Source organism: Lysobacter terrae, from assembly GCF_054782215.1.
In genome coordinates, this window is the sequence record NZ_BAAGSX010000001.1 from 819646 (window position 1) to 839867 (window position 20222).

Annotated in this window: 16 protein-coding genes; 10 read left to right on the top strand and 6 right to left on the bottom strand. The window is 65.3% G+C overall.

Annotated elements, in window-relative coordinates:
• Window positions 1-182: 182 nt before the first annotated feature.
• Entirely contained in the window at window positions 183-1646 is a 1464-nt protein-coding gene (locus tag ACYVJ8_RS04020; protein ID WP_460709592.1) for an HD domain-containing phosphohydrolase, read from the top strand.
• 333 nt (window positions 1647-1979) lie between these two features.
• Here the strand turns inward: ACYVJ8_RS04020 and ACYVJ8_RS04025 are convergent, their stop codons facing one another.
• Window positions 1980-2717, bottom strand: a complete 738-nt coding sequence (locus ACYVJ8_RS04025; protein WP_460709593.1) for a hypothetical protein — start codon at window positions 2715-2717, stop codon at window positions 1980-1982.
• A gap of 391 nt (window positions 2718-3108) precedes the next feature.
• The gene (locus ACYVJ8_RS04030; protein ID WP_460709594.1) at window positions 3109-3492 is read right to left on the bottom strand and encodes a hypothetical protein; all 384 of its coding nucleotides are present in this window, start codon (window positions 3490-3492) and stop codon (window positions 3109-3111) included.
• 181 nt (window positions 3493-3673) lie between these two features.
• Between ACYVJ8_RS04030 and ACYVJ8_RS04035 the strand changes: the two genes are divergently transcribed.
• Window positions 3674-4129: a MarR family winged helix-turn-helix transcriptional regulator gene (locus ACYVJ8_RS04035; RefSeq protein WP_460709595.1), complete on the top strand. Its 456-nt coding sequence runs from the start codon at window positions 3674-3676 to the stop codon at window positions 4127-4129.
• A gap of 18 nt (window positions 4130-4147) precedes the next feature.
• On the opposite strand, the gene ACYVJ8_RS04040 is transcribed toward ACYVJ8_RS04035, so the two are convergent.
• A complete protein-coding gene (locus ACYVJ8_RS04040) occupies window positions 4148-4906 on the bottom strand; it encodes a flagellar brake protein (RefSeq protein ID WP_460709596.1) in 759 nt (252 codons plus the stop codon).
• 5 nt (window positions 4907-4911) lie between these two features.
• Window positions 4912-5334 carry a helix-turn-helix domain-containing protein gene (locus tag ACYVJ8_RS04045; protein ID WP_460709597.1) on the bottom strand — a complete coding sequence of 141 codons (423 nt, stop codon included), beginning with the start codon at window positions 5332-5334 and terminating at the stop codon, window positions 4912-4914.
• A 65-nt stretch (window positions 5335-5399) separates the two neighbouring features.
• Here ACYVJ8_RS04045 and ACYVJ8_RS04050 point away from each other — a divergent pair, with 65 nt between their 5' ends.
• Window positions 5400-6272, top strand: a complete 873-nt coding sequence (locus ACYVJ8_RS04050) for a class I SAM-dependent methyltransferase (protein WP_460709598.1) — start codon at window positions 5400-5402, stop codon at window positions 6270-6272.
• Window positions 6273-6417: 145 nt separating this feature from the next.
• On the top strand, window positions 6418-7005 hold the full coding sequence (locus ACYVJ8_RS04055; protein WP_460709599.1) for a YceI family protein: 588 nt from the start codon (window positions 6418-6420) through the stop codon (window positions 7003-7005).
• A gap of 60 nt (window positions 7006-7065) precedes the next feature.
• Here the strand turns inward: ACYVJ8_RS04055 and phaZ7 are convergent, their stop codons facing one another.
• Complete coding sequence (gene phaZ7, locus ACYVJ8_RS04060) at window positions 7066-8220, bottom strand: extracellular native short-chain-length polyhydroxyalkanoate depolymerase PhaZ7 (protein WP_460709600.1); 1155 nt, start codon at window positions 8218-8220, stop codon at window positions 7066-7068.
• Between the two features lie 170 nt (window positions 8221-8390).
• Here phaZ7 and ACYVJ8_RS04065 point away from each other — a divergent pair, with 170 nt between their 5' ends.
• The gene (locus tag ACYVJ8_RS04065; RefSeq protein ID WP_460709601.1) at window positions 8391-9245 is read left to right on the top strand and encodes a class I SAM-dependent methyltransferase; all 855 of its coding nucleotides are present in this window, start codon (window positions 8391-8393) and stop codon (window positions 9243-9245) included.
• Between the two features lie 86 nt (window positions 9246-9331).
• Window positions 9332-14116: an ATP-binding protein gene (locus ACYVJ8_RS04070; protein WP_460709602.1), complete on the top strand. Its 4785-nt coding sequence runs from the start codon at window positions 9332-9334 to the stop codon at window positions 14114-14116.
• A 242-nt stretch (window positions 14117-14358) separates the two neighbouring features.
• Here the strand turns inward: ACYVJ8_RS04070 and ACYVJ8_RS04075 are convergent, their stop codons facing one another.
• Window positions 14359-15204 carry a class I SAM-dependent methyltransferase gene (locus tag ACYVJ8_RS04075; RefSeq protein ID WP_460711029.1) on the bottom strand — a complete coding sequence of 282 codons (846 nt, stop codon included), beginning with the start codon at window positions 15202-15204 and terminating at the stop codon, window positions 14359-14361.
• Window positions 15205-15323: 119 nt separating this feature from the next.
• Between ACYVJ8_RS04075 and ACYVJ8_RS04080 the strand changes: the two genes are divergently transcribed.
• The 4 genes from ACYVJ8_RS04080 to ACYVJ8_RS04095 all read left to right on the top strand — a co-directional run bounded on the left by ACYVJ8_RS04080 (window position 15324) and on the right by ACYVJ8_RS04095 (window position 20030).
• Complete coding sequence (locus tag ACYVJ8_RS04080; RefSeq protein ID WP_460709603.1) at window positions 15324-16244, top strand: NAD(P)/FAD-dependent oxidoreductase; 921 nt, start codon at window positions 15324-15326, stop codon at window positions 16242-16244.
• Window positions 16245-16286: 42 nt separating this feature from the next.
• A complete protein-coding gene (locus ACYVJ8_RS04085; RefSeq protein ID WP_460709604.1) occupies window positions 16287-17207 on the top strand; it encodes a M14 family metallopeptidase in 921 nt (306 codons plus the stop codon).
• Between the two features lie 295 nt (window positions 17208-17502).
• Window positions 17503-18738, top strand: coding sequence for a right-handed parallel beta-helix repeat-containing protein (locus tag ACYVJ8_RS04090; protein WP_460709605.1), 1236 nt, complete (start codon window positions 17503-17505; stop codon window positions 18736-18738).
• A 437-nt stretch (window positions 18739-19175) separates the two neighbouring features.
• Entirely contained in the window at window positions 19176-20030 is an 855-nt protein-coding gene (locus ACYVJ8_RS04095; RefSeq protein WP_460709606.1) for an alpha/beta hydrolase, read from the top strand.
• Window positions 20031-20222: the final 192 nt, after the last annotated feature.

Sequence of the window (20222 nt, forward strand, 5' to 3'; positions counted from 1 at the left end):
AAGAGGAAACATCCATCACTTGGGGGGTAGGGCCGGTGTCGCATCGGACCGTGGAGGCAGATTGCCCGCGGCTCCCTGCGCGCACCATCGGTTGAATGACCGAGGCCGGCGCGGGAATCGCGAGGCTAGACTGCCGGCTCCGAAACGGGGCTCGATCGAGCCTCAGCTGTGAGGGCCGTTGCGTGGATATTTCCGCTGTTGCACTGCTGGACGTGATCCGCTCACTCGCGTTCGTGGGCGATCTGTCCATGGGGCAGCCCACCGATCACTCGCCGCGCGCCGCATGGATGGCGGGGCAACTGGCGCGAGCCAGCGGGGCCGACGATGCGCTGTGCCGGCAGGCCATGACCGTCGCGCTGTTGCGCTGGTCCGGCTGCACGGCCAATGCGCCGGAGTTCGCGCAGTTGTTCGGCGACGACGTGGGTGGGCGCAAGGCCTTGCTCTCCATGCAATCCTCGCAAGGCGGATTCCGTGCGGCGACGGGGCGCGCCGGATCGGCGTTCCATTCCTTATCGCGCATCCATTGCGAAGTTTCCGGCGACATCGCCGCGCAATTGGGACTGGACGAGGCCACGCAATTCGCACTACGGCATTTGTTCGAAAGCTACGACGGCAATGGCGCGCCCGATGGTTTGCGCGGCGAGCAGGTGCCCGCGTCGGTGTATCTGGCTTCGGTCGCCGGCGATCTCGACATCTTTCATCGCCTCTATGGACTGGAGCAGGCGTGCAAGCTGATCGCCCAGCGTGCGGACGCGTTGTATCCGCGCGAGTTGGCGGAGTTGGCCGTTGCCAACGCGGCGCAATGGCTGGCCTCGCTGGAGGGCGATCCGACCCTGTCGGGTCCTTGTTCGCTCGATGCGAGCTTCGCCGCACGCACGACGTCGCTGGAGATCCTCGCTCACGTCATCGACCTCAAGCTGCCGTGGATGACCGGCTATTCGCGGCAGGTCGCGCAATTGGCGCGGAATGCGGCAACAGGACTGGGCCTGGACGCGGCCGCGCAGCAGAAGGTGTATCGCGCCGCGCTCATCCATGGCATGGGCCGCGCCGCTGTACCCAACATGATCTGGGACTCGCCCGGGCGACTCGCCGATTCGGCGTGGGAGCGCGTGCGTCTGGTGCCGTACTGGACCGGGCGCGCGGCGCGGCAGATCGGTTCGCTCGCGGGTGAGGTGGAAATCGCGTCGTACGCCTACGAGCGCGCCGATGGTTCCGGCTACTACCGCGAGGTGAAGGCCGCCGCGATCCCGATCGAAGGACGCATCCTTGCGGCGGCGTCGGCATTGGCCGCTCTGCGCGGCGCACGCCCATGGCGCGATGCGATGTCCGAGGACGCCGCGCGCTCGCTGCTGCTGGAGGAAGCCGCCGCGGGTCGCCACGACACCGGTGTCGTCCGCGCGCTGTTGGACAAGCCGCGGCCGATGGCAGGCAAGCCGCAGATCGCGCCGCCGCCGACGCTGCTGAGCGAGCGCGAACGCGACGTGCTGCGCTGGATCAGCCTGGGTGCGAGCAACAAGACCGTCGCGCAGAAGCTTTCCATCAGCCCGAGCACCGTGCGCACGCACGTGGAGAGCGTGTTCCGCAAGCTCGAATGTTCGACGCGCGCGGCGGCGACGTTGAAGGCGACGCAGTTGGGGTTGCTGTAGCGCTAATCGCGAGCGTGAAGATCGCCGCTTCGAGGGAAGCGGTGCAGCTGCGGATTTTTTTGCTTTTTACCAACGCGCCCGAGATGTGTGGGGGCAGGCGGTGCTGGTGGGCCTGCGTGACTGTCAGCGGCATGGATGCCGCTGACCAAGCCGCGCCCCGTGAAAAGCGGTTGAGGCTGCGCCGAACGCGCCGCGGCGCGTGTCTGCGGTAAACGATGGGAGCGGATTCACGGCGTGTCACGCAGGCCCACCAGCACCGCCTGCCCGCAGGTGATCATGGATGCCGCCGATAAGCCTCCATCGATCACCACAGATAGAGCTGCGCAGCGTCGCTCAGGTCGCGGTCGATTCTGGCTTCGCTTTCTTGCGCTTGGTCCACCACGCCCAAAGCGGCACCAGTAGCGTGCTCCACGCCCACTTGCCGTGCTCCGTGGCCCAGCCGCCGATGCGTTGGGTGGCGGTCACCTGCACGTCGATGGGATGGTCGAAGGTGCGCAGTGTCTTCGCCACGCTCTGGCCGTCCATGCGCACGAACGCGTCGAGGCTGAGCGTCAAACGATGATGGCCTTCCTGCTCGGGCGTGACTTCCCATTCCCAAGTGGTGATGCCGCTGCCTACGGCCTGTCGCGCGCTGCTGATGGGCACGATGTGGAAGCCTTCGCCCGACAGGCGCGCTTCCATCAGCTTGCTGATCTTCAGGGGCGCGACCACCTTTTCGCCCGGCGCGCCGATCTGCGCTTGCAACGTGGCGGTGCTTTCGTCGGGACTGACCAGCGCGCGCACGCGGACGGTATCGCTGATGTTGATCGTCTGCGGCGCGTTGAAGGCGATGTTGCCGACACGCAGGCGCGCGAGCAGGGCATCGACCTCGTTGGTCTCGTCGGGAAAGGATTCCTCTGCCTGCGCGGACGCGGATGATGCGTTGCCGTCGGATGCGGTGACGCTCGCACCGGAGTCGGCTTGCGCTGACTCGCCGCGCGTGTCGATGGGTTTCGACTGCGCGGAGGCTGCGGCCGCGCGGTGGGCTTCACGTGCGGCCATCTCGGCGGCGGCGCGCGCTTCCGCTGCCATCGATTCACGCGCCTGGCGTTGCGCTTGTTCTCGTGCTGCGGCGCGGGCCTGCGCCGCAGCCATTTCCTGCGCATCTTCTGGCGGCGGAGGAGGCGGTGGCGGGGGAGGTGGCGGCGGTGGCTCCGCTGCAACAGCAGTCGAATGCAACCCGCTGCCCCAATGGGCGCAGCCGGCTAGTGCCATCACCAGGATTACGAATGCGAGACGGCACAGCGCGTCGAAACCGCCCCACCGGCTGCGTGGTATCGCCATGACTTGGTTCCCCCAACCAAGGAGCTGGGAGGATACCTGCAACGGCGCCGATACGAAGAAGCCGAGCCGGCTTGGCTAAGCGGTTCACCGATCCCGCTGTAGCAGCCGGGATCGGACCTTCTCCAACAGCGGTGTGCGATCAGCGACCCTTGCCGAAACGTGCCTTCAGCGCTTCGGCGACTGCTTTCTGCTTGGCCTTGCGGGTCAGATCGGACAGGTTTTCGCCTTCCTTCAACGGATGCTGGGCGAGATAGCCGTTCAAGGCGGCAGCCACGGCAGCCTTGTTCTCGTCGGTGGCCAGCGCTTTGAGACTCTGGCCGTCGCCGGATTGCTCGCCGAGCTGTTGTTGCAGGGCTTCTGCAATGGCTTGTCCCTTGCCGTCAGCGGCGAGGGCGGCGATTTCCGGACGGTTGGCCAGGGCGCGCAGAGCCTGCTTGGCTTCGTCGGCCTGTTCTGCACGGGCGGGGGAGATGGCGGCTAGCGCCAGTAGGGCGAGGGCGGCGAAATTGCGCAGCGTGTTCATGTCGGTCTCGATTTCGGTAGCGGTGGGGGCGAACCAGCGAGGACCTGGTATCTTTTCGCGACGATCTTTATCGCGATAAGAAGTAGATTACTCACGCGATATTGCTTGTCAAGCACTTTTTTATCGTGATAATATGCTGAAAGATAAATATCTGATCCGCATGGATTTTTCAGGAACGACCATGGACATGAACAGGCCGATCTCTCTGGACCGCCAGCTCTGCTTCTCGCTGTACGGGACCAACATCGCCATCAACCGCGCCTACAAGCCGCTGTTGGACGCGATGGGGCTGACCTATCCGCAGTACCTGGTACTGAGCGTGCTGTGGGAAGAGGACGGGCAGACCATCAGCGCCATCGCCTCGCGGCTCGATCTGGAGTCCAGCACCATCACTCCGTTGGTGAAGCGACTCGAACAAGCGGGCTTCGTCGAGCGACAGCGCAGTGCGGCGGACGAGCGGCAGGTGCATGTGCGGCTGACCAAAGCCGGCCTGGACGTGCGTTGCCGTACCGGCTGCCTGGTCGAACGTCTGCTGCAGCGATCGGGCATGACGCCTGAAGAGATCGCGGCGCTCAATCAGCAGGTGCAGAAGCTACGCGATGCATTGGCACGCGCTACGGATGAAACGGCGGGTTGAGGAAGCGGCGCGGCCCCGTTACTCCCAGGCGCGGCGCCGCGACACGCGTTCGCGATCCAGCTGCATCACATAGCGGAACAACTTGTCTTGCGCGATACGCGGCAGGTCGACGAATTCGCAGCCGGCCTGCATCACGGACGGACCATTACCCGTCCGGGCGAAGAGATGGCGTATTAGCAGATTGACCGTGACCCGCTCACCCTGCGGCAGATCGATCACACATCCTTCCAGCGTACCGCCCACGGTGAGCGAGACGGCACGGCTGGAAACCAGCATGGCCACGCCACCGCCGCCGATGTCGCGGATCGTGGCGTCGATCCACACGAGTTCGTCCTCGGCACCGCGCGTGGGCAGGTGGCAGCGCAGCGCACCCATCGGCGGTGCGACGCGCAGGTACTCGCGGCGCTGCTCGTAGCGCAGCTTGGCCGGCAGCGGCAGACCGAGCGCGGCCCGTCCGTCGTGCTGGTCGAGCCAGGCCGTTCCCGTCGTGAAACTGATGCTGATCCGCTCCACGCTGCTTTCGAAATGCAGCCGCGGGTTGTCCAGCCACTCGCGCAACGTGGCCTGGGTACGTGGCACGTCGATCAGTAGGGATTTTTCGCCCACGTGCAGCAGCGCGGTGACCTGTGTGGCGGCGCTGCCATGGGCTTGGCCGACCAGAACGGAACGCGCATCGAGCAGCCGCTGCAGGTGTGCGCGGATCTCTTGGGCGGCGTCCACCAGGCATTTGTCGTGGCAGCGCTCGCCAACCGGTGGGCTGACATCGGTGGCCGTCATTGGCGTCATAACGGCCGGGGCGCTGAGGACTTTAGCGCTCCAGAGCTCGCGGCCCGCAACAGCCGCTGGAACGTCGGGCATTCCATGTGGCTCGGCGCCTTGCATTGGGCGGCGTGACGCAGGCCATCGCGCATCGCGCTCAGTTTGCGGATCGTTTCGTCCAGTTCACGGGCTTTCGCCCGGAGCTTTTCCCGGTCGATCCGGGGCTGGCTGGAAGCCGCAAACACGCCGGCGATTTCTTCCAGCGAAAAGCCGGCGGCGCGGCCCAGCGCAATCAGGGCAAGGCGCTGCAGCACCGCCGGCTCGAATACACGGCGCAAGCCGTGCCGGCCGACGGACGCGATCAGGCCCTTTTCCTCGTAATAGCGCAACGTCGAAGCGGGTACGCCGGACTGCCGGGCGACCGCGGCGATGTCGAGGTATTGCATCCGCTTGACCTCAAGTCGACTTTAAGTGGCATGGTGCAGCGCGAACCCTCACGAGGCAAGCCGCCATGACCGTCGCACTCTCCATCGCTCCCGAACAGCACCGCCTCTGGAACGGCCCCGCCGGACAAGCCTGGGTCGATGCCCAGGATCTGCTCGACCGGCTCTTTCGTCCCTTCGAAGCCCTGCTCGCCGAAGCGGTGCCGGCCTCGGCGACACGCGTGCTGGACGTAGGCTGCGGCACCGGCGCAAGCATGCTCGCTCTGGCGCGTCGTTCCGGCGTACCCATCGAATGCGTCGGCATCGATATCTCCGAGCCGATGATCGCGCACGCACAAGCCCGTGCGGAACGCGAAGGCCTGCAAGCGCATTTCGTATGCGCAGATGCACAGGACCATCGGTTCGAGGAGGCGAGCTTCGATACCATCGTGTCGCGCTTCGGCGTGATGTTCTTCGATGATCCGGTGTTGGCATTCGCGAACCTGCGCCGGGCGCTGAAGCCAACTGGACACATGCGCGCCATCGCCTGGCGCAGTCCCGGCGAAAACCCCTTCATGACCACGGCCGAACGCGCCGCTGCGCCATGGCTGCCGGGCCTGCCCGCACGGCGCCCGGACGCGCCCGGCCAATTCGCCTTCGCCGATCGCGAGCGCGTGCAGCGCATTCTCGATGCGAGCGGTTGGCGCGACATCGACATCCGCAGCGTGGACGTCGAATGCGTGATGCGCGAACGCGACCTGATGCATTACTTGACCCGGCTCGGGCCGGTCGGGCTGGCGCTGCGGGAGACCGATGCCTGCACACGCGGGCGTGTCGTTGATGCGGTGCGTTCCGGGTTCGAAAAGTATGTATTCGGCGACGAGGTGCGTTTCGTCGCTGCGTGCTGGTGCATCGATGCTCGGGCGGCTGCGCCTTCGGCTGAGGATTCCGGCCGTGCCTGAACTCGCTGCGCAACTGCTGCCGGCGGTGCCGGCGCCGAACTACCTTTACTGAGAATGTCGATCTGCGACCGCCTCGCTCGTCGCAAAGACAAGAGGCCACGAAACTATCGCGTGGCCCTGTTCACCTCAGCCGGAGATCGTCCTCATGTCTTTTATCCGTCAGTCCAAGTCCTTGTTCGTCCTGCTCCTGGCCCTGGTTGCGCTGCCTGCAGCGGCGGCACCGGTCACGTACGAAATCGATCCCGCCCACACCTTCCCCAGTATCGAAGCTGATCACATGGGCATGTCGGTGTGGCGCGGCAAGTTCAACCGCAACAGCGGCCAAGTGACGCTGGACAAAGCCGCCGGCAGTGGCTCGGTGACGGTGACCATCGACCTGGCGAGCATCGACTTCGGCAACGACGATCTGAGTGCGCTCATGGCCAAGCCCGAATACTTCGATACCGCCCGTCATCCGCAAGCGACCTACAAGGGCAAGCTCGCCAAGTTCGTCGACGGCAAGCCCACGCAGGTAATCGGCGAGCTGACGCTGCGCGGCGTGACCCGGCCGGTCACGCTGGACATCAAGTCGTTCAAATGCATGCCGCATCCCATCTTCAAGCGCGACTGGTGCGGCGCAGATGCTTACGCCACGCTCGACCGCGAGGCCTTCGGCATTATCGCGGGCAAAGATTGGGGCTTCGACATGAAGGTAGGGCTGCGCATCCAGGTGGAGGCGGTCGCCAAACCCTGAGGGCACGGCATCAGGCCGGGGCGCGGTAGCGCCCTCGGCCTGAGCCAATGTGGGATCGATCTAGCGATTCACCGCGGGCCCGTTTACGCCGACGTAGCCGTTTGCACAGCCGGTCGTGCAGGTCGTCGCGAGCATGTTGTAGACGATGCGCCCGGTGTTGCTCTTGGAGCGGAAATGGCCGACGCCGCTGCTGGTGTCGCCGCCGCCCTGGTTGTAGGGACTGCCGTCGGCCCAATCCCAATCGTAGGCGTATGCGCTGCTGCCGAAGCCGACATCGATCTGTGCCTTGACGTTGCTGCCGGTGTTGAACAACGCGCCGCTGCTGCAACCGGCGACGTAGCTCGTCGTGAAGCAATGAACCTGGTCGTAGAGACCGGCGGTGATCGTGTAGAAACTGATGGTCGAGAACAACGCCGGCATTGCGCGCAGGCTGTTGCTGCCGCTGCCGGTCCAGCGGTTGTAGCCGTAGTAGGTCACGCCGGTGCTCGGATAGAAGCCGAAGGTGTAGTAGTCGTACGGCCACACATAGGCTTCGGCATTGCAGGTCGGCGCATACGCCGACTGGTAGCCGGTGGCGTAACAGGTGTTGAGCCCGCGCAGGCCGCCGCCGATATTGACGAAGCGGCGCACGCTGCCCTGGTAACCGTAGTAGCGCAGCATCGCCAGCGTCATGCTCGATCCCATCGAATGCGCGACGATGTCGACCTGGCTGCGGCCGGTGTACGCCTTCACCTTGTCGATGAAGGTCTTGAGGATCTGGTACTTGGCCGGCTCGTGGTAGTTGAACTGCGGCGTGGCGCGCTCATCGGCGTCGAGGTAGGTGATGCCGAACAGTTCGCAGTCGTTGTAGCCCTGCGCCTTGAGTTCGTCGTACATCGACCTCGCCGGCGTCGTGTAGCCGCTGACGCTACCCGGCGGCATGTCGAAGCTGATCGCGCTGTCGCCGTTGCCGGGGATGAACACCACCGGCGTCTTGGTGGCGGTGCAACTGCCGCCGCCGAAACCGCCGCTGCCCACGCCCGGGCTGAAGCCGCCGGCGTACTGCGTCGCCGCGCCGGTGCAGGTGAAGCCGTTATTGGTACCGCAATCGAGCGCATGCGCCGTGCCGGGCAGCAGCAGCGCGGTGGCACCCGCCACCGGTAGCAGCAGTGCCAGCAGGGCGGCGGAAGTGGCGGAAAGAAAAGCCGGAATCAATCTCTGCGTGCTGCGGAACATGCGAGCCCTCCCCAGGGTGTCGGTTCGATCACAACAACGAGCTATCCGAACAACGCGCGGTCCTGGACACGATCGCGCCGGCCGATGCTGATCCCGTTGGGGAGCCGCGGCCATTGCACGAAAGGGCATGACGCAGCGCGTCATTGCGTCCGCCCAGGCACAATGTGCGCATGCAGCCACTGCGCACATTGCTGGCGGAACTGGAACAGGATCCGTCGCTGGCGAACGAACATCGCCTAGTGTTCCGGATCGAAGCTTTGGACCGGATCGACGCCTATCTGCCCGTTATAGACGCCGCCGACGCGGCCTTGCTGGCGCGTGCGGAGGCGGCCTGCGCGCGGCTCGACGCGCTCAATGCGGCACTGTATGCAGCCACGCGCGAAGCGATCCGGACGGGCAGCGGCGTGGGACGACTGCCGGGTTGGGCTCAGCCTTCAACGTTTGAAGAGCCTGCGGAGCGAGGGAATCACTACGACTTTCGCGACGAATGGCTCAGTGGCGTCCTGCAGTTCGGTGAACCGCGAGCGCCCACGGTCGAGCTGTCGACGGAGATGGTGTTCTATCAGCCCACGCCGGCGCGCCATATTTTCCAGATGATCGCCGCCAGCGGCTTGGGCGAAGGCGATGTGCTGATCGATCTTGGGTCGGGCATCGGCCACGTCCCGCTGCTCGCGGCGATCACTACGCGCGCTCGCACCATCGGCGTCGAGATCGAGCCCGCTTACGTGGCTTGCGCGCAGCAGGTAGCGTCCTCTCTCAATCTCGCCAACGCGACTTTCGTGCAGGGCGACGTCCGCGATACGGATTTCTCAGTTGGGTCCGTGTTCTATCTCTACACGCCGTTCAAGGGCGCGATCCTTCGCGATGTGCTCGATCGGCTGTGGGCCGAGGCGAAGCGACGCGCGATACGCGTCTGCACGTTCGGCCCCTGCACGCCGATCGTGGCCGGCGAGCCGTGGCTCGTCGCCGATGCGGGTCCGCAAACGGACCGGATCGCGGTGTTCCGCAGCGTCGCGGCGCGTTAGGCGTTCTAAACAGCGACTTGACAGGGGAACTACCTGTCCACAAGCTGCCCTGAGCCGACAGCCAAGCCCCTTCCAGGTGGGCTCTCATGTGGCGATTCGCGCCTTGCCGCTCATGGTTTCTAGCGCTGCTGTCCGGCGGAATCCTCGCGGCGTCGCACGGGCTGGCCAACGCGGCGCCTCCCTCGGCAACCACGCCTACACCTGCACCCGCGCCCGCAGCGATTCGGCTGGTCGAAAACGAATCGCCGCTGTTCGAAACGCTTGATCGTGCCCGTGGCCTGATGAACCCGACGACCAACGATATTCGGGTGGACCGGCACGGCTTCGTCTGGATCGCCAACACCGACGGACTTCACCGCTTCGATGGCCGCAACTTGTACAGCATCGAGCGCGACGCGCATCGGCCTGATTCCCTGGCGAGTACAAGTGTGAGTCGACTTGCGGAGACTCCCGACGCGTTGTGGCTCGCTTTCGACGACGCAACGATACAGCGCCTGAGCATGGTGACAGGCCGTCTCACTGTGGTACCGATTGCGGTGGCGGGTGTCGGCGCCCCCAAAGCGGTGACCTGGTTCCGCGGCGATGCCTACGGCCGTGTCTGGGTGGGTACCGATCTTGGCCTGCTCAGGTACGACCCTGCCACTGGTCAGACGTTGCTCACGACGACGCGCAAGCTCCTTCGGATCAACATGAGTCCCGGTGGACGGCGCGTGTTCGTGATTACCGACGATTTTCAGATCGGGATGATGGAAGCCAGTACCCCGGGGTCACTCCGCTTCGTCGCCCGTCTACCGGTCCCGGACACGGCCGGCAGCACTCCCATCCTGATACCGGATGACAAGGGAGTGTGGTTTGCGCTGTGGGACAAAGCGCTGCTATGGCGGCTCGACTTCGCCAGTTCCACGCTGCGTCGCATCGATAGTCCCGTGGCCCCCGTCTCAAGCATGGCCGCCGAGCGCAACGGCACGCTGTGGATAGGGACCCTGGAAGGGTTGTACCGCCTCGACCCGACCCGTGGGGAGCTGCATCGGTATCGCTACCGCTCCGGCGATCCGCTAGGGCTGAACGTCAAGGTCATCAGAGTCATGAGGATCAGCCCCGATGGCGACCTCTGGATCGGAGGCTCTTTCGGCGGTGTGAGCCGGGTACGGCTGCGCAGCGGGGTGGCCCGCATGGAGTTGGGCAAGCTTCCCGACGCCATCTGCGGCTTGTATGAAAACGCAAGACGCCAGTTGTTCGTCACGTCTTGCGAGGGCGGGATGGGCCGACTCGACCTGGCCACCGGGCAGCTATCGGACCTTAGCCGTCAATTCGATCGTCTCAACCTTACGTCCAGGCGTTTCTTTCGCCGCCCCATCGGTGATGGTGCGGACGGGTTTTGGCTGGGAGTAACCGAAGGTCTGGTGCACTGGAGGCCCGGTGCCAACCCGACCCTGATTCCCTTTGATCACTGGGCGAACCGAACCACCCGCGACAGTCGGGGCCGTGTCTGGGTATGCCATCAGGATGGACTGGCCGTGCTGCTTCCCGGATCCCACGCGTTGCGTGAAGCGACTGCGTATAAGGAAGGCAAGCCGTTTTCGTTCGGTTACACCTTCGATGTGGAGCCGGGACCCGATGGCACGCTTTGGGTAGCAGGGACGAACGGGTTGTTCCAATACTGGCCCGACTCGGGACAGGTGCGACAGTTCGTGTCGGAGCGAGGCAATCCGCAGAGCCTGTCCGACACCACCACCACAAACGTGTATACCGATCCCGCCGGCCGCGTATGGGTGATGACCAACTCCGGCCTCGACAGGATGATCGTCGGGCGCGATGGTGCCGTCCATTTCCGCCGCTACGATCGCGCGGACGGTTTGCCGGACGCCGGCGTCGCTTCGATGGTGAGCGACCGGACGGGCGCGTTGTGGGTGACCACCGTACGAGGGATCGCACGCTGGGATCCGCGTCGTGATCGATTTCAGCCCTATCTGCCCGTGGATGGCGTTCCGGATATTTCCTACTCCTCCGCCGAAGCGGCACTCCTGGGTAGCGATGGCAAGCTGTACTTCGGTACCGACGACGGCTTATGGCGTGTCGATCCAGACCTGCTGCAAGTGGCCAGGCCTCATTCGACGGTGCTCAGCGCTTATCAGGTGGGCGAGTCCACGATCATCAACCTGCGTGGACGCGACCTGCCGGGGATCCAGGCCCAGTACCTCGATCGACGCCTGACGTTCACGTTTGCGACGCTGGGCGACCCGCGCAACCTGTTCTATCGCCTGGCAGGTTTGGACGATCACTGGCAAAGCATGCCCGCGAATCTGACCATCGGTTATCACCAGTTGCCTCCGGGTGATTACCGGCTGGAAGTCAGCCGACTGGATGAAGCGGAGCATCGAACCACGGAACTATCGCTCCCTGTAGGCATTGCGCCACCGATCTGGCGCACCCCCTGGGCCTACTTCGGGTATCTGCTGGCGATCGCCGCAGCGCTGGGATGGGTCGTGCGCTCCTATATCGTCCGGCGGCGTCGCCGTCGCGAATACGTCCGTCTGTTGCGCGCGAAGGACGAGCGCCTGAGCCTGGCCATGGCCGCGTCCGGCGACGTCATGTTCGAAATCGATTTCCAGAAGAACCAGGTCACCGAGACGGGCGGCGAGGAGGCCTCCCGTCATTCCAGCGAGTCGCACAGCATTCCCGCCTATCTCGATCTGATTCATCCCGACGACATCGAGCCGGTGCGGCACTACTTCGAGGCGTTGCAACAAGAGCACACGCCGGATCTGCAGGTCGAATGCCGGCGCCGTAGCGCCGCCAACGGGTGGAGGTGGGTGCGGCTTCGCGGTCAATTCATCGCACAGGACACCGCCGAGGCACCCGACAGGTTCACGGGGATGCTGCACGACATCACCCAGGAACGTGCCGACCAGGAGATGCGGCACAAGACCGAGCAACTGCGCATGCAGGCGGAAGTGCGGGGGCAATTCCTGGCCGTCATCAGCCATGAAATCCGCACGCCTTTGAACGGCGTCGTGGGCATGATCGAGCTGCTGGACGCCACTTCGCTGAACGATGAGCAGCGCAAGATGCTGGCGGCGTGCCGGGACTCGGCCTTCATCCTGCTGTCGATCGTCAACGACTTCCTCGACCTGTCCAAGATCGAAGCTGGCAAGCTGGAGCTGGAGCGCACGGAGGTACCGGTCCGCGACCTGCTTGAGGCCGCCGCAAGCAGCCTCAGGCTGCAAGCCGTCGATCGCGGCCTTCGCCTGGATCTGTACGTGACTGCGGATGTGCCTGTCTGCATCGTGGGCGACTGGGTGCGCCTGCGCCAGATACTCACCAATCTGTTGAGCAACGCCATCAAGTTCACCGAGCGTGGTGGGGTGGAGTTGGCCGCGCACATGGAGGGGGCGGGTGAATTGCGATTCACCGTGACCGATACCGGCATGGGCATGGACGAAGAGACGGTGCGAAACCTGTTCCAGCCGTTCCAACAAGCCTCCGCCGCCACGGCACGCCGCTTCGGCGGCAGCGGCCTGGGCCTGAGCATCGTCAAGCATCTGGCCGAAGTCATGGGCGGGCGCGTCGAATGCCGGAGCCGGGCAGGCGAGGGCACGTGTATCACTGTTGCGCTTCCGGTCCAGGCCGGCGTCGCTCCGCGCGCCGAGGGGCTCTATCTGCAAGGACTGCGCGCCTTGGCGATCGTCGCGCCGGAGCGGAGCAAGTATTTGCGCGAACCCTTGCGTTGGCTCGGGGCGCAGGTCGAGTTTGTCGGGAGCGTCGATGCCGCCCTGCTGCGGATCCGGAGCGCGCAGGAACCTCGAATCGACGTCGTGTTGCTGGAACCGCAGGAGACCGATGCGGACGATCTCCCGTCGCTGTACGAACGGTTGTCGGCTACGCGCGTTCCGCTCGTTGCGGTGGCGACGGAGCCAGTCCTTCCGCCCGAGTCCCAGACGCCTGTCGTCTTTGTCGATGGGAACCCGTTGACGTCGCAAGCGCTGGTCGGTGGCGTCGAACTGGCGCTGGGCCGGAAAACGGCCCGCGCCGCGATCCCGCCCGCCCGTGTGGAAGCCGCGCCGCCGGCGGCAAGCCGCGTCGAGGTGCCTTCCCACGCACGGATCCTCCTGGCCGAAGACAATCCCATCAACCGCGAAGTATTTGCGCGGCAACTGGATCGCTTGGGCTACGCCTGCGACATCGCCGAAGACGGCGAGGAAGCCTGGGCATTGCTGCAACACCACCCAGGGCGCTACGGCCTGCTGCTTACGGACGCACAGATGCCGCGATTGGACGGCTATCAGTTGGCAGCACGCATTCGCGAACACGAGCTCCCGGGCGGACCGCGCCTCAAAATTCTGATGATTACCGCTGGTGTGCTGGCGGGCGAACGGGACCGCTGCCTCGCGCTTGGCATGGACGGCTTTCTGCCCAAGCCGCTGTCGCTCGACGCTCTGAACGACAAATTGACCGAACTGCTGCCTAGCCCGGCTGCGATCCCGGCCCCGGCGGTGGCGGCCTCGCAATCACCGAGCGCCTCCGCAGGACTTACGCAGCTGTTGGAACTTCTGCAAGGAAACCAGGATCACCTGCGCCGCATACTGGAGGTCTTCATCCACACAACGCGTACGGATATGCAGGCTCTGGAGGACGCAGTGCGGAGCGGCGATCGTCACCATGCGGGCGAGATGGCACACCGACTCAAGTCGGCCTGTTCGCAACTGGGAGAACAAGAGGCAGGGCAGGCGCTGGAAGAGATCGAAAAGGCGGCCCTGTCCATGCGCATCGACGATGCCGCATTCGAGGGGCTGGTACTGGCGGCGAAGCGGGAAGTCGCTCTCGCGCAGGCACGGGTCGAGCAGTACCTGATGGCCGGGTCGGAGCAATAAGTACCAAAGAAATGCAGCAGCAGCGCAACCATGCGTGGGACTACACGAACAAGCCCCACAACAGGCAGGCGGCAAGCGCCAAGGCCACTAACCCCCGTTCCAACAGCTCGAGCCGATCGATAATTCGGTGATGCTTGTCGACGTTCATATGGCCCCCGCTGCTGCTGCGAGGCCATGAAACGCTATTCGGGGCGCCGAGAAAATTAGGAAAAGTCTGAGACCCGGTTGAGAGCGCGTTTCGCTCAGCGCCGCACGGCGAATACGCCATCCAGAGCGAGCTCCGATTTCAGTCCCGACTTCTCCAGTCGCTTGGCGACTTCGCGCGGGACATCGCGCCCGCTGGTGAGCGTGTTCGGCGAGCCGGTGTAGTGGAACAGGCGTCCGCCCTTGCGAAGCACGCGCGCGAGCTGATCGTAGAAGGCTTGCGAGTAGAGCTCGCCGGCGATGCCGAAGCGCGGCGGGTCGTGCAGTAGCGCATCCACCGAGGCAGCGGGAATCCCTGCGATCGCCTGCGACACGTCGGCGTGAGCGAGTTGCAGGCGGCCGCCGCTGGCGGGCGCCTCCGGATCGGGCGACCACGGGTTGAGCGTGCGCAGCCACAGCACGTCGGTGTTCTTCTCGAACGACTGGATGCGCGCGGCTCCGGCTTCCAGGCAGCAGGCGGCGAAGTAGCCCAGCCCGCCGCAGGTATCGAGCACCTGCTTCCCTTGCGGCTGCACCAGCGCGACCTTGCTGCGCGCATCGTCGATCGGCGAGGTCTTCGCCGTGGGCAGCATCTTGATGCCGTCGATCTCGAAGGTGGGCGCGCCCCATTCGGTGGGCACCAGCTTGATTAGCGCGCCCGAGTAGCGCGACACCGGCGCGAATTCCTCGCCATCCCAGTAATAGATCGTGCGGTCCTTGAGCTTGCCCGGATAGGGATAGCGTTCGCCGCGCCATTGCCAGGTTTCCGGTTCGAGCAGGGCCGCCTCGCCATTCGACCGCCCCAGATCCAGCGAACCGCTCCACGCCGGCGTGCCCGCATCGCGCGCAGCGAGCAGCGCTTCCGCGAGGGGACGGGTGAGCAAGGGGCCGGAGTAATGCGGCACGGCGGTATTCCGTTGAGAGCGGGGCATAGTTTCTCCGATACCGGGCTTCACCGGGCGGAGTTCCAGCCGAGGCCATACTCCTGCCTCGCACAGCCGGGCCGCGACGAGGTGGATCTGCGATGCACGCTGCATGGGACTGCCTGGTGGTGGGCGCCGGGCCGGCGGGCCTGTCGGCCGCGCTGTACCTCACCCGATTCCATCGCCGCGTGCTGGTCCTGCATGACGGCACGTCCCGCGCGCTGCGCATCCCCCGCACGCACAACGTGCCGGGCTTTCCCGCCGGCGTCGCGGGGCCGGAACTGATCGAACGCATGACCGCGCACGCATGCGAATACGGCGCGCAAGTGCGCGAGGCCGAAGTGGTTGCCGCCGCGCGCACCGATGCCGGATTCGAGCTGGCGACGCGCGATGGCGAACGCTACGAGGCGCCGGCCCTCATCCTCGCCACAGGCTTGTTCCTCAACCAGATCGCGCTGCCGGACGACGCGCACGAAGCCGCGATCCGCGCGGGCATCCTGCGCTACTGCCCGATCTGCGACGGCCACGAACATACCGGTCAACGCATCGGCGTGGTCGGTTGCGATGGACAGGGGGCAGCCGAAGCGATGTTTCTGCGCACTTATTCGAGCGACGTGACCCTGGTGCCGCGCGCGTTCGCGGAACTCGCCGAGGTCGATCGCGCCGAGCTGGCGCGCGCCGGCGTGCGCGTGGTCGAACGCTCGGTGGACCATTTCGAACCCGGCGACCGCGACATGCGCGTCCATCTCAAGGGCGGTGCCGAGCCTCTGGTCTTCGACGTCGTCTATCCCGCGCTCGGTTGCCATCAGCGCACCGAACTCGCGCAGGCGCTGGGCCTGCCGGTAAACGACGTCGGCGCCGTCGATTCAAGGGCACCGTACGGGACCACTGTGGCCGGCTTGTATTGCATTGGCGACATCGTCGACGGCCTTGATCAGATCAGCGTCGCCATGGGGCACGGCGCGATCGCGGCGACGCGCGCGCACAACTATCTGCGGGCGCGGGAACAAGACGGGCAGTGATAAAGTGCGGCTCCCCAAAACGCGCACGAAGCGAGCCCGCCGATGACGTCCACTGCCTTCTATCCCATTGGCAAGGCCGGCCAACCCTGGGGCGATGCGGAAAAGGCGCTATGGCTGTCGCGACAGACCCGGCATCGCAGCTACGAAGCGGACGTGCTCAGCGTGATCGAGCGCCTGCGCTCGCGCTTCGACGTGGAGCAGTACGGCCAGCTCGCCTACGGGCCGGACACGTATCCGCTGTTCGCGATCCGCAGCCGCGACTGGAGCGACGATCTGCCCTGCGTGCTGGTGACCGGTGGCGTGCACGGCTACGAGACCAGCGGAGTGCACGGCGCCCTGCAATTCGTCGATCAGCACGCCGCGGACTACGCGGGTCGCGTGAATCTGCTGGTCGCACCTTGCATCAGCCCCTGGGCGTATGAGCGTATTCATCGTTGGAACATGCATGCGATCGATCCGAACCGCTCGTTCCGCGACAACAGTCCGGCAGAGGAATCCGCCGCGCTGCTGCGCCTGGTCGCACCGCTGCGCGATCGCTTCCTCGTGCATATCGATCTGCACGAGACCACCGACAGCGACGAATCCGAATTCCGTCCCGCGCTGGCCGCGCGCGACGGCAAGGCGTTCGAGCCCGGCTGGATCCCCGACGGCTTCTACCTGGTGGACGATGCGGAGCACCCGCAGCCACAGTTCCAGCAAGCGGTGATCGCCGCGGTCGCCAAGGTCACCCATATCGCGCCGGCCGACCACAAGGGCGAAATCATCGGTTCGCCGGTCGTCGCGCCGGGTGTCATCGAGTATCCGCTCAAGCAACTCGGGCTCTGCGCCAGCATCACGAATGCGCGCTACAAGACGACCACCGAGGTCTATCCGGACAGCCCGCGCGCCACGCCCGAGCAGTGCAACGCCGCGCAGGTCGCGGCGGTGTGTGCGGCCATCGACTACGCGCTCGCTAACCGTTAACGGTCGAAGTTGCGACGGAACAATGCCGTAGCACGTTCTGTCGCGAAGTTTTGCGCAAAGCGCCGTTCACCTAGCTGAGCGCGACACCGCAAATGCGCGATTTCCCGAGTCAGAAAAACATGAACGAGTCACACTCGGGCGTTTGCTTGAAGCGCCTCACAGATCGCGCATCGCGACGCTGACTTTCTTCACCGAATCTCTACATTTTCCCCTGACCGATCCGGGTCGCCAATGCCGCGACCGGCGGTGCACGGAAGCCTCACGCCGCTGCGCACGCTGGCCGTCTGGGGAAGACATGAGTGCCAACGAACTCGTGCACGGCGTGCACGCGCGGGCCGGTGCGCGCCGCGATTTCCTGCTTCAGTCCTCGAAGCTCGCGCTGTTCGCCGCGGGCACCGTGGCGCTGCCCGCCGTGGCGGGGGTGATCCTGAGCAAGCCGCTGCCGGCCGAGCTCCTGGCTCCTGAGGCTGCATCGGACGTGTTCGTGCCGCCTACGCGCGCCCGTGGCACGACCGTGCTCGACGTGCGCAATTACGGCGCCTACGGCGATGGCATCCACGACGACACCGCGGCAATCCAGCGTGCGATCGACGCGTTGCCCACGACCGGCGGCACCGTCGTCGTCCCGGCGGGCGTGTATCTGATCGACGCGGTCAAGACCGTGAAGCTGCGCAGCCGCATGCACTTCCAGTTGGACCACGATGCGAAGCTGGTGGCCAAGCCCAACGCGGCCGATCGCTACTACGTCGTCAACGCCTACAAGATTGCCGACGTCGAGATCTCAGGCGGCCAGGTCATCGGCGAGCGCAACCAGCACCTGGGCACCACGGGGGAGTGGGGCCACTGCGTGATGGTGCGCGGCTGCAGTCGCGTGACCGTGCGTGATATGCGAATGGCCGACGGCTGGGGCGATGGCCTCTCCATCGGCGCGGCCGACGGCACCACGACGGTGCTCAGCGACGACGTGGTCGTCGCCAACGTGGTCTGCAGCGGCAACCGTCGCCAGGGCATGACCATCGGCCGGGCCAAGAACGTGCGCGTGTACGACTCGCAGTTCTGCTACACCGGCGGCATCAAGCCCAGCTGCGGCATCGACATCGAGCCCGACGTGGTCGGCACCTCGCTGACCGACGGCGTGCTGATCCAGAACTGCTGGATCCACCACAACGACAGCAACGGCGTCCAGGTCTACAAGGACGTCCGCAACGTGACGATCCAGGGTTGCACCATCGAGTACAACCAGGGCTACGGCATCCTTGCGATCGGCGCGGTGACCGGGACCATCGCCAACAACCAGATTCTGCACAACCGCCTGTACGGCGTCGGTCTACGTGTGGCGACTTTGGGCTACGCAGTTAGCGACAACACGTTCCGCAACAATAAGACGCTGTACTTCGGTGTGACCAACACCACGACCACGCCGATCACGGTGACCGGGACCAGCGAGACCACCAATCCCAAGACCACCTGGCACCTCGAGATCACCACCGACAGCTTGGCGACCGTGGGCACCAACTACTACGCGCAGTAGTAGCAAGAGGGGGTCGGGGATCCAGAGCGCCTCTTCGGTGAGGACGCGCTGCCCGACGCGATGGGGGTGCTCCGCCCCTCCGGACGGCATCCCTGCCTTTAGTCGGGGCCGCGGACCATCCTGGTCCGCTCTCCGCACCCCCATCCCATCGGGCAGCGCTAACCGCGAGCGTGCAGGTTGCCGCTTCGATCACACGCACTTCTTCTCCCCGCGCGCGGGGAGAAGATGCCCGAAGGGCAGATGAGGGGAGGCGAGCGCAGCGAGTTGCTTTCGCTTTTTTGCCAACGCGCCCGAGATGTGTGAGAGGGCAGGCGGCGCCGGTGGGCAGGGCGTGACTGTCAGCGGCATGCGCAAGGCGTAGGCGGGACGCATGACGGATGGGACAGGCCGGCGCGTGCCGTAGTGCAGCAAGGTGTTATCCGACTCAGGAGATCCCCATGCTGGCCCGTGTACTCGTCTTCGCCTTCCTGCTCGCCTGCCTGCCCGTCGCTGCGGACGAGCCGGCACGGCCGCACACCGCCGGCCCCAGCGTGCGCGTGTTCGTGCCGCCGCTGCGCATGCCGCAGTTGGGATTCGCCCGCCAGCTGCGCGTGTATCTGCCGCCGGGCTACGCGCAGGGCACGCGGCGCTATCCGGTGCTGTACATGTTCGACGGACAGAACCTGTTCGACGACGCGACCAGTTACGCGGGCGAGTGGGGCGTCGACGAAGCGATGGACGCGCTGGCGCGGGACGAGGGTTTCCAGGCGATCGTCGTCGGTATCGATCACGGCGGCGAGCTGCGCTTCAACGAGCTGATCCCGTATCCGAACGTGCGCTTCCTGCCCAATGTCGGCGGCGCCTTCGTCGACGACGTGGTCAACGTCGTCAAACCCTATATCGATGCCAACTACCGCACGCTGCCGGGCCGCGAGCAGACCGCGATCATCGGCAGCTCGCTGGGCGGACTGTCGGCGGACTACACCCTGCATCGCTATTCGCAGGTGTTTTCGAAGGCGGGCGTGTTCTCGCCATCCTATTGGGTGTCCAACGAGCCCTTCGCGGTCGCGACACGCGCGCCGCTACCCGCCGGTTCACGCGTCTACCTGTACATCGGCGGCCGCGAAGGCGATGAATCCGTGCCTTTGCTGGAGAAGATGGCGGCGATCCTGCGCAAGCAACCGGACACGGTCGCCGTGACCATTCATGTCGCGCCGGAAGCCGAGCACAACGAAACGGCGTGGCGTGCGGAGTTTCCGCGGGCGGTGCGGTGGTTGTTCGATCTGCGTGAGCAGGCGAGTGGAGCGCACTGAACAGTGCGAAAACCCATCCCTGTTCGCATTTTGTGAACGGGTTGTTGCGCGTTGGCTGCTCGAATCGACTGCCCCGTCGATCAGTATCCTGCCATTCCTCTCTGCGCAGGCGAAAAAGTCATGGCGGGTATCAACATATTTCTCTTGATCGGCGGCGTCTTTCTATGTTTCGCAACTGATTGTTGGATCAAG

Bases quoted from the DNA above. Each gene is read 5' to 3' on its own strand.
- ACYVJ8_RS04025 (WP_460709593.1), bottom strand. From the start codon at position 2,717: ATGGCAGCGGAAGCGCGCGCCGCCGCCGAGATGGCCGCACGTGAAGCC.
- ACYVJ8_RS04040 (WP_460709596.1), bottom strand. From the start codon at position 4,906: ATGACGGCCACCGATGTCAGCCCACCGGTTGGCGAGCGCTGCCACGAC.
- ACYVJ8_RS04035 (WP_460709595.1), top strand. From the start codon at position 3,674: ATGGACATGAACAGGCCGATCTCTCTGGACCGCCAGCTCTGCTTCTCG.
- ACYVJ8_RS04045 (WP_460709597.1), bottom strand. From the start codon at position 5,334: ATGCAATACCTCGACATCGCCGCGGTCGCCCGGCAGTCCGGCGTACCC.
- ACYVJ8_RS04030 (WP_460709594.1), bottom strand. From the start codon at position 3,492: ATGAACACGCTGCGCAATTTCGCCGCCCTCGCCCTACTGGCGCTAGCC.
- ACYVJ8_RS04050 (WP_460709598.1), top strand. From the start codon at position 5,400: ATGACCGTCGCACTCTCCATCGCTCCCGAACAGCACCGCCTCTGGAAC.
- ACYVJ8_RS04095 (WP_460709606.1), top strand. From the start codon at position 19,176: ATGCTGGCCCGTGTACTCGTCTTCGCCTTCCTGCTCGCCTGCCTGCCC.
- ACYVJ8_RS04055 (WP_460709599.1), top strand. From the start codon at position 6,418: ATGTCTTTTATCCGTCAGTCCAAGTCCTTGTTCGTCCTGCTCCTGGCC.
- phaZ7 (WP_460709600.1), bottom strand. From the start codon at position 8,220: ATGTTCCGCAGCACGCAGAGATTGATTCCGGCTTTTCTTTCCGCCACT.
- ACYVJ8_RS04085 (WP_460709604.1), top strand. From the start codon at position 16,287: ATGACGTCCACTGCCTTCTATCCCATTGGCAAGGCCGGCCAACCCTGG.
- ACYVJ8_RS04070 (WP_460709602.1), top strand. From the start codon at position 9,332: ATGTGGCGATTCGCGCCTTGCCGCTCATGGTTTCTAGCGCTGCTGTCC.
- ACYVJ8_RS04080 (WP_460709603.1), top strand. From the start codon at position 15,324: ATGCACGCTGCATGGGACTGCCTGGTGGTGGGCGCCGGGCCGGCGGGC.
- ACYVJ8_RS04090 (WP_460709605.1), top strand. From the start codon at position 17,503: ATGAGTGCCAACGAACTCGTGCACGGCGTGCACGCGCGGGCCGGTGCG.
- ACYVJ8_RS04065 (WP_460709601.1), top strand. From the start codon at position 8,391: ATGCAGCCACTGCGCACATTGCTGGCGGAACTGGAACAGGATCCGTCG.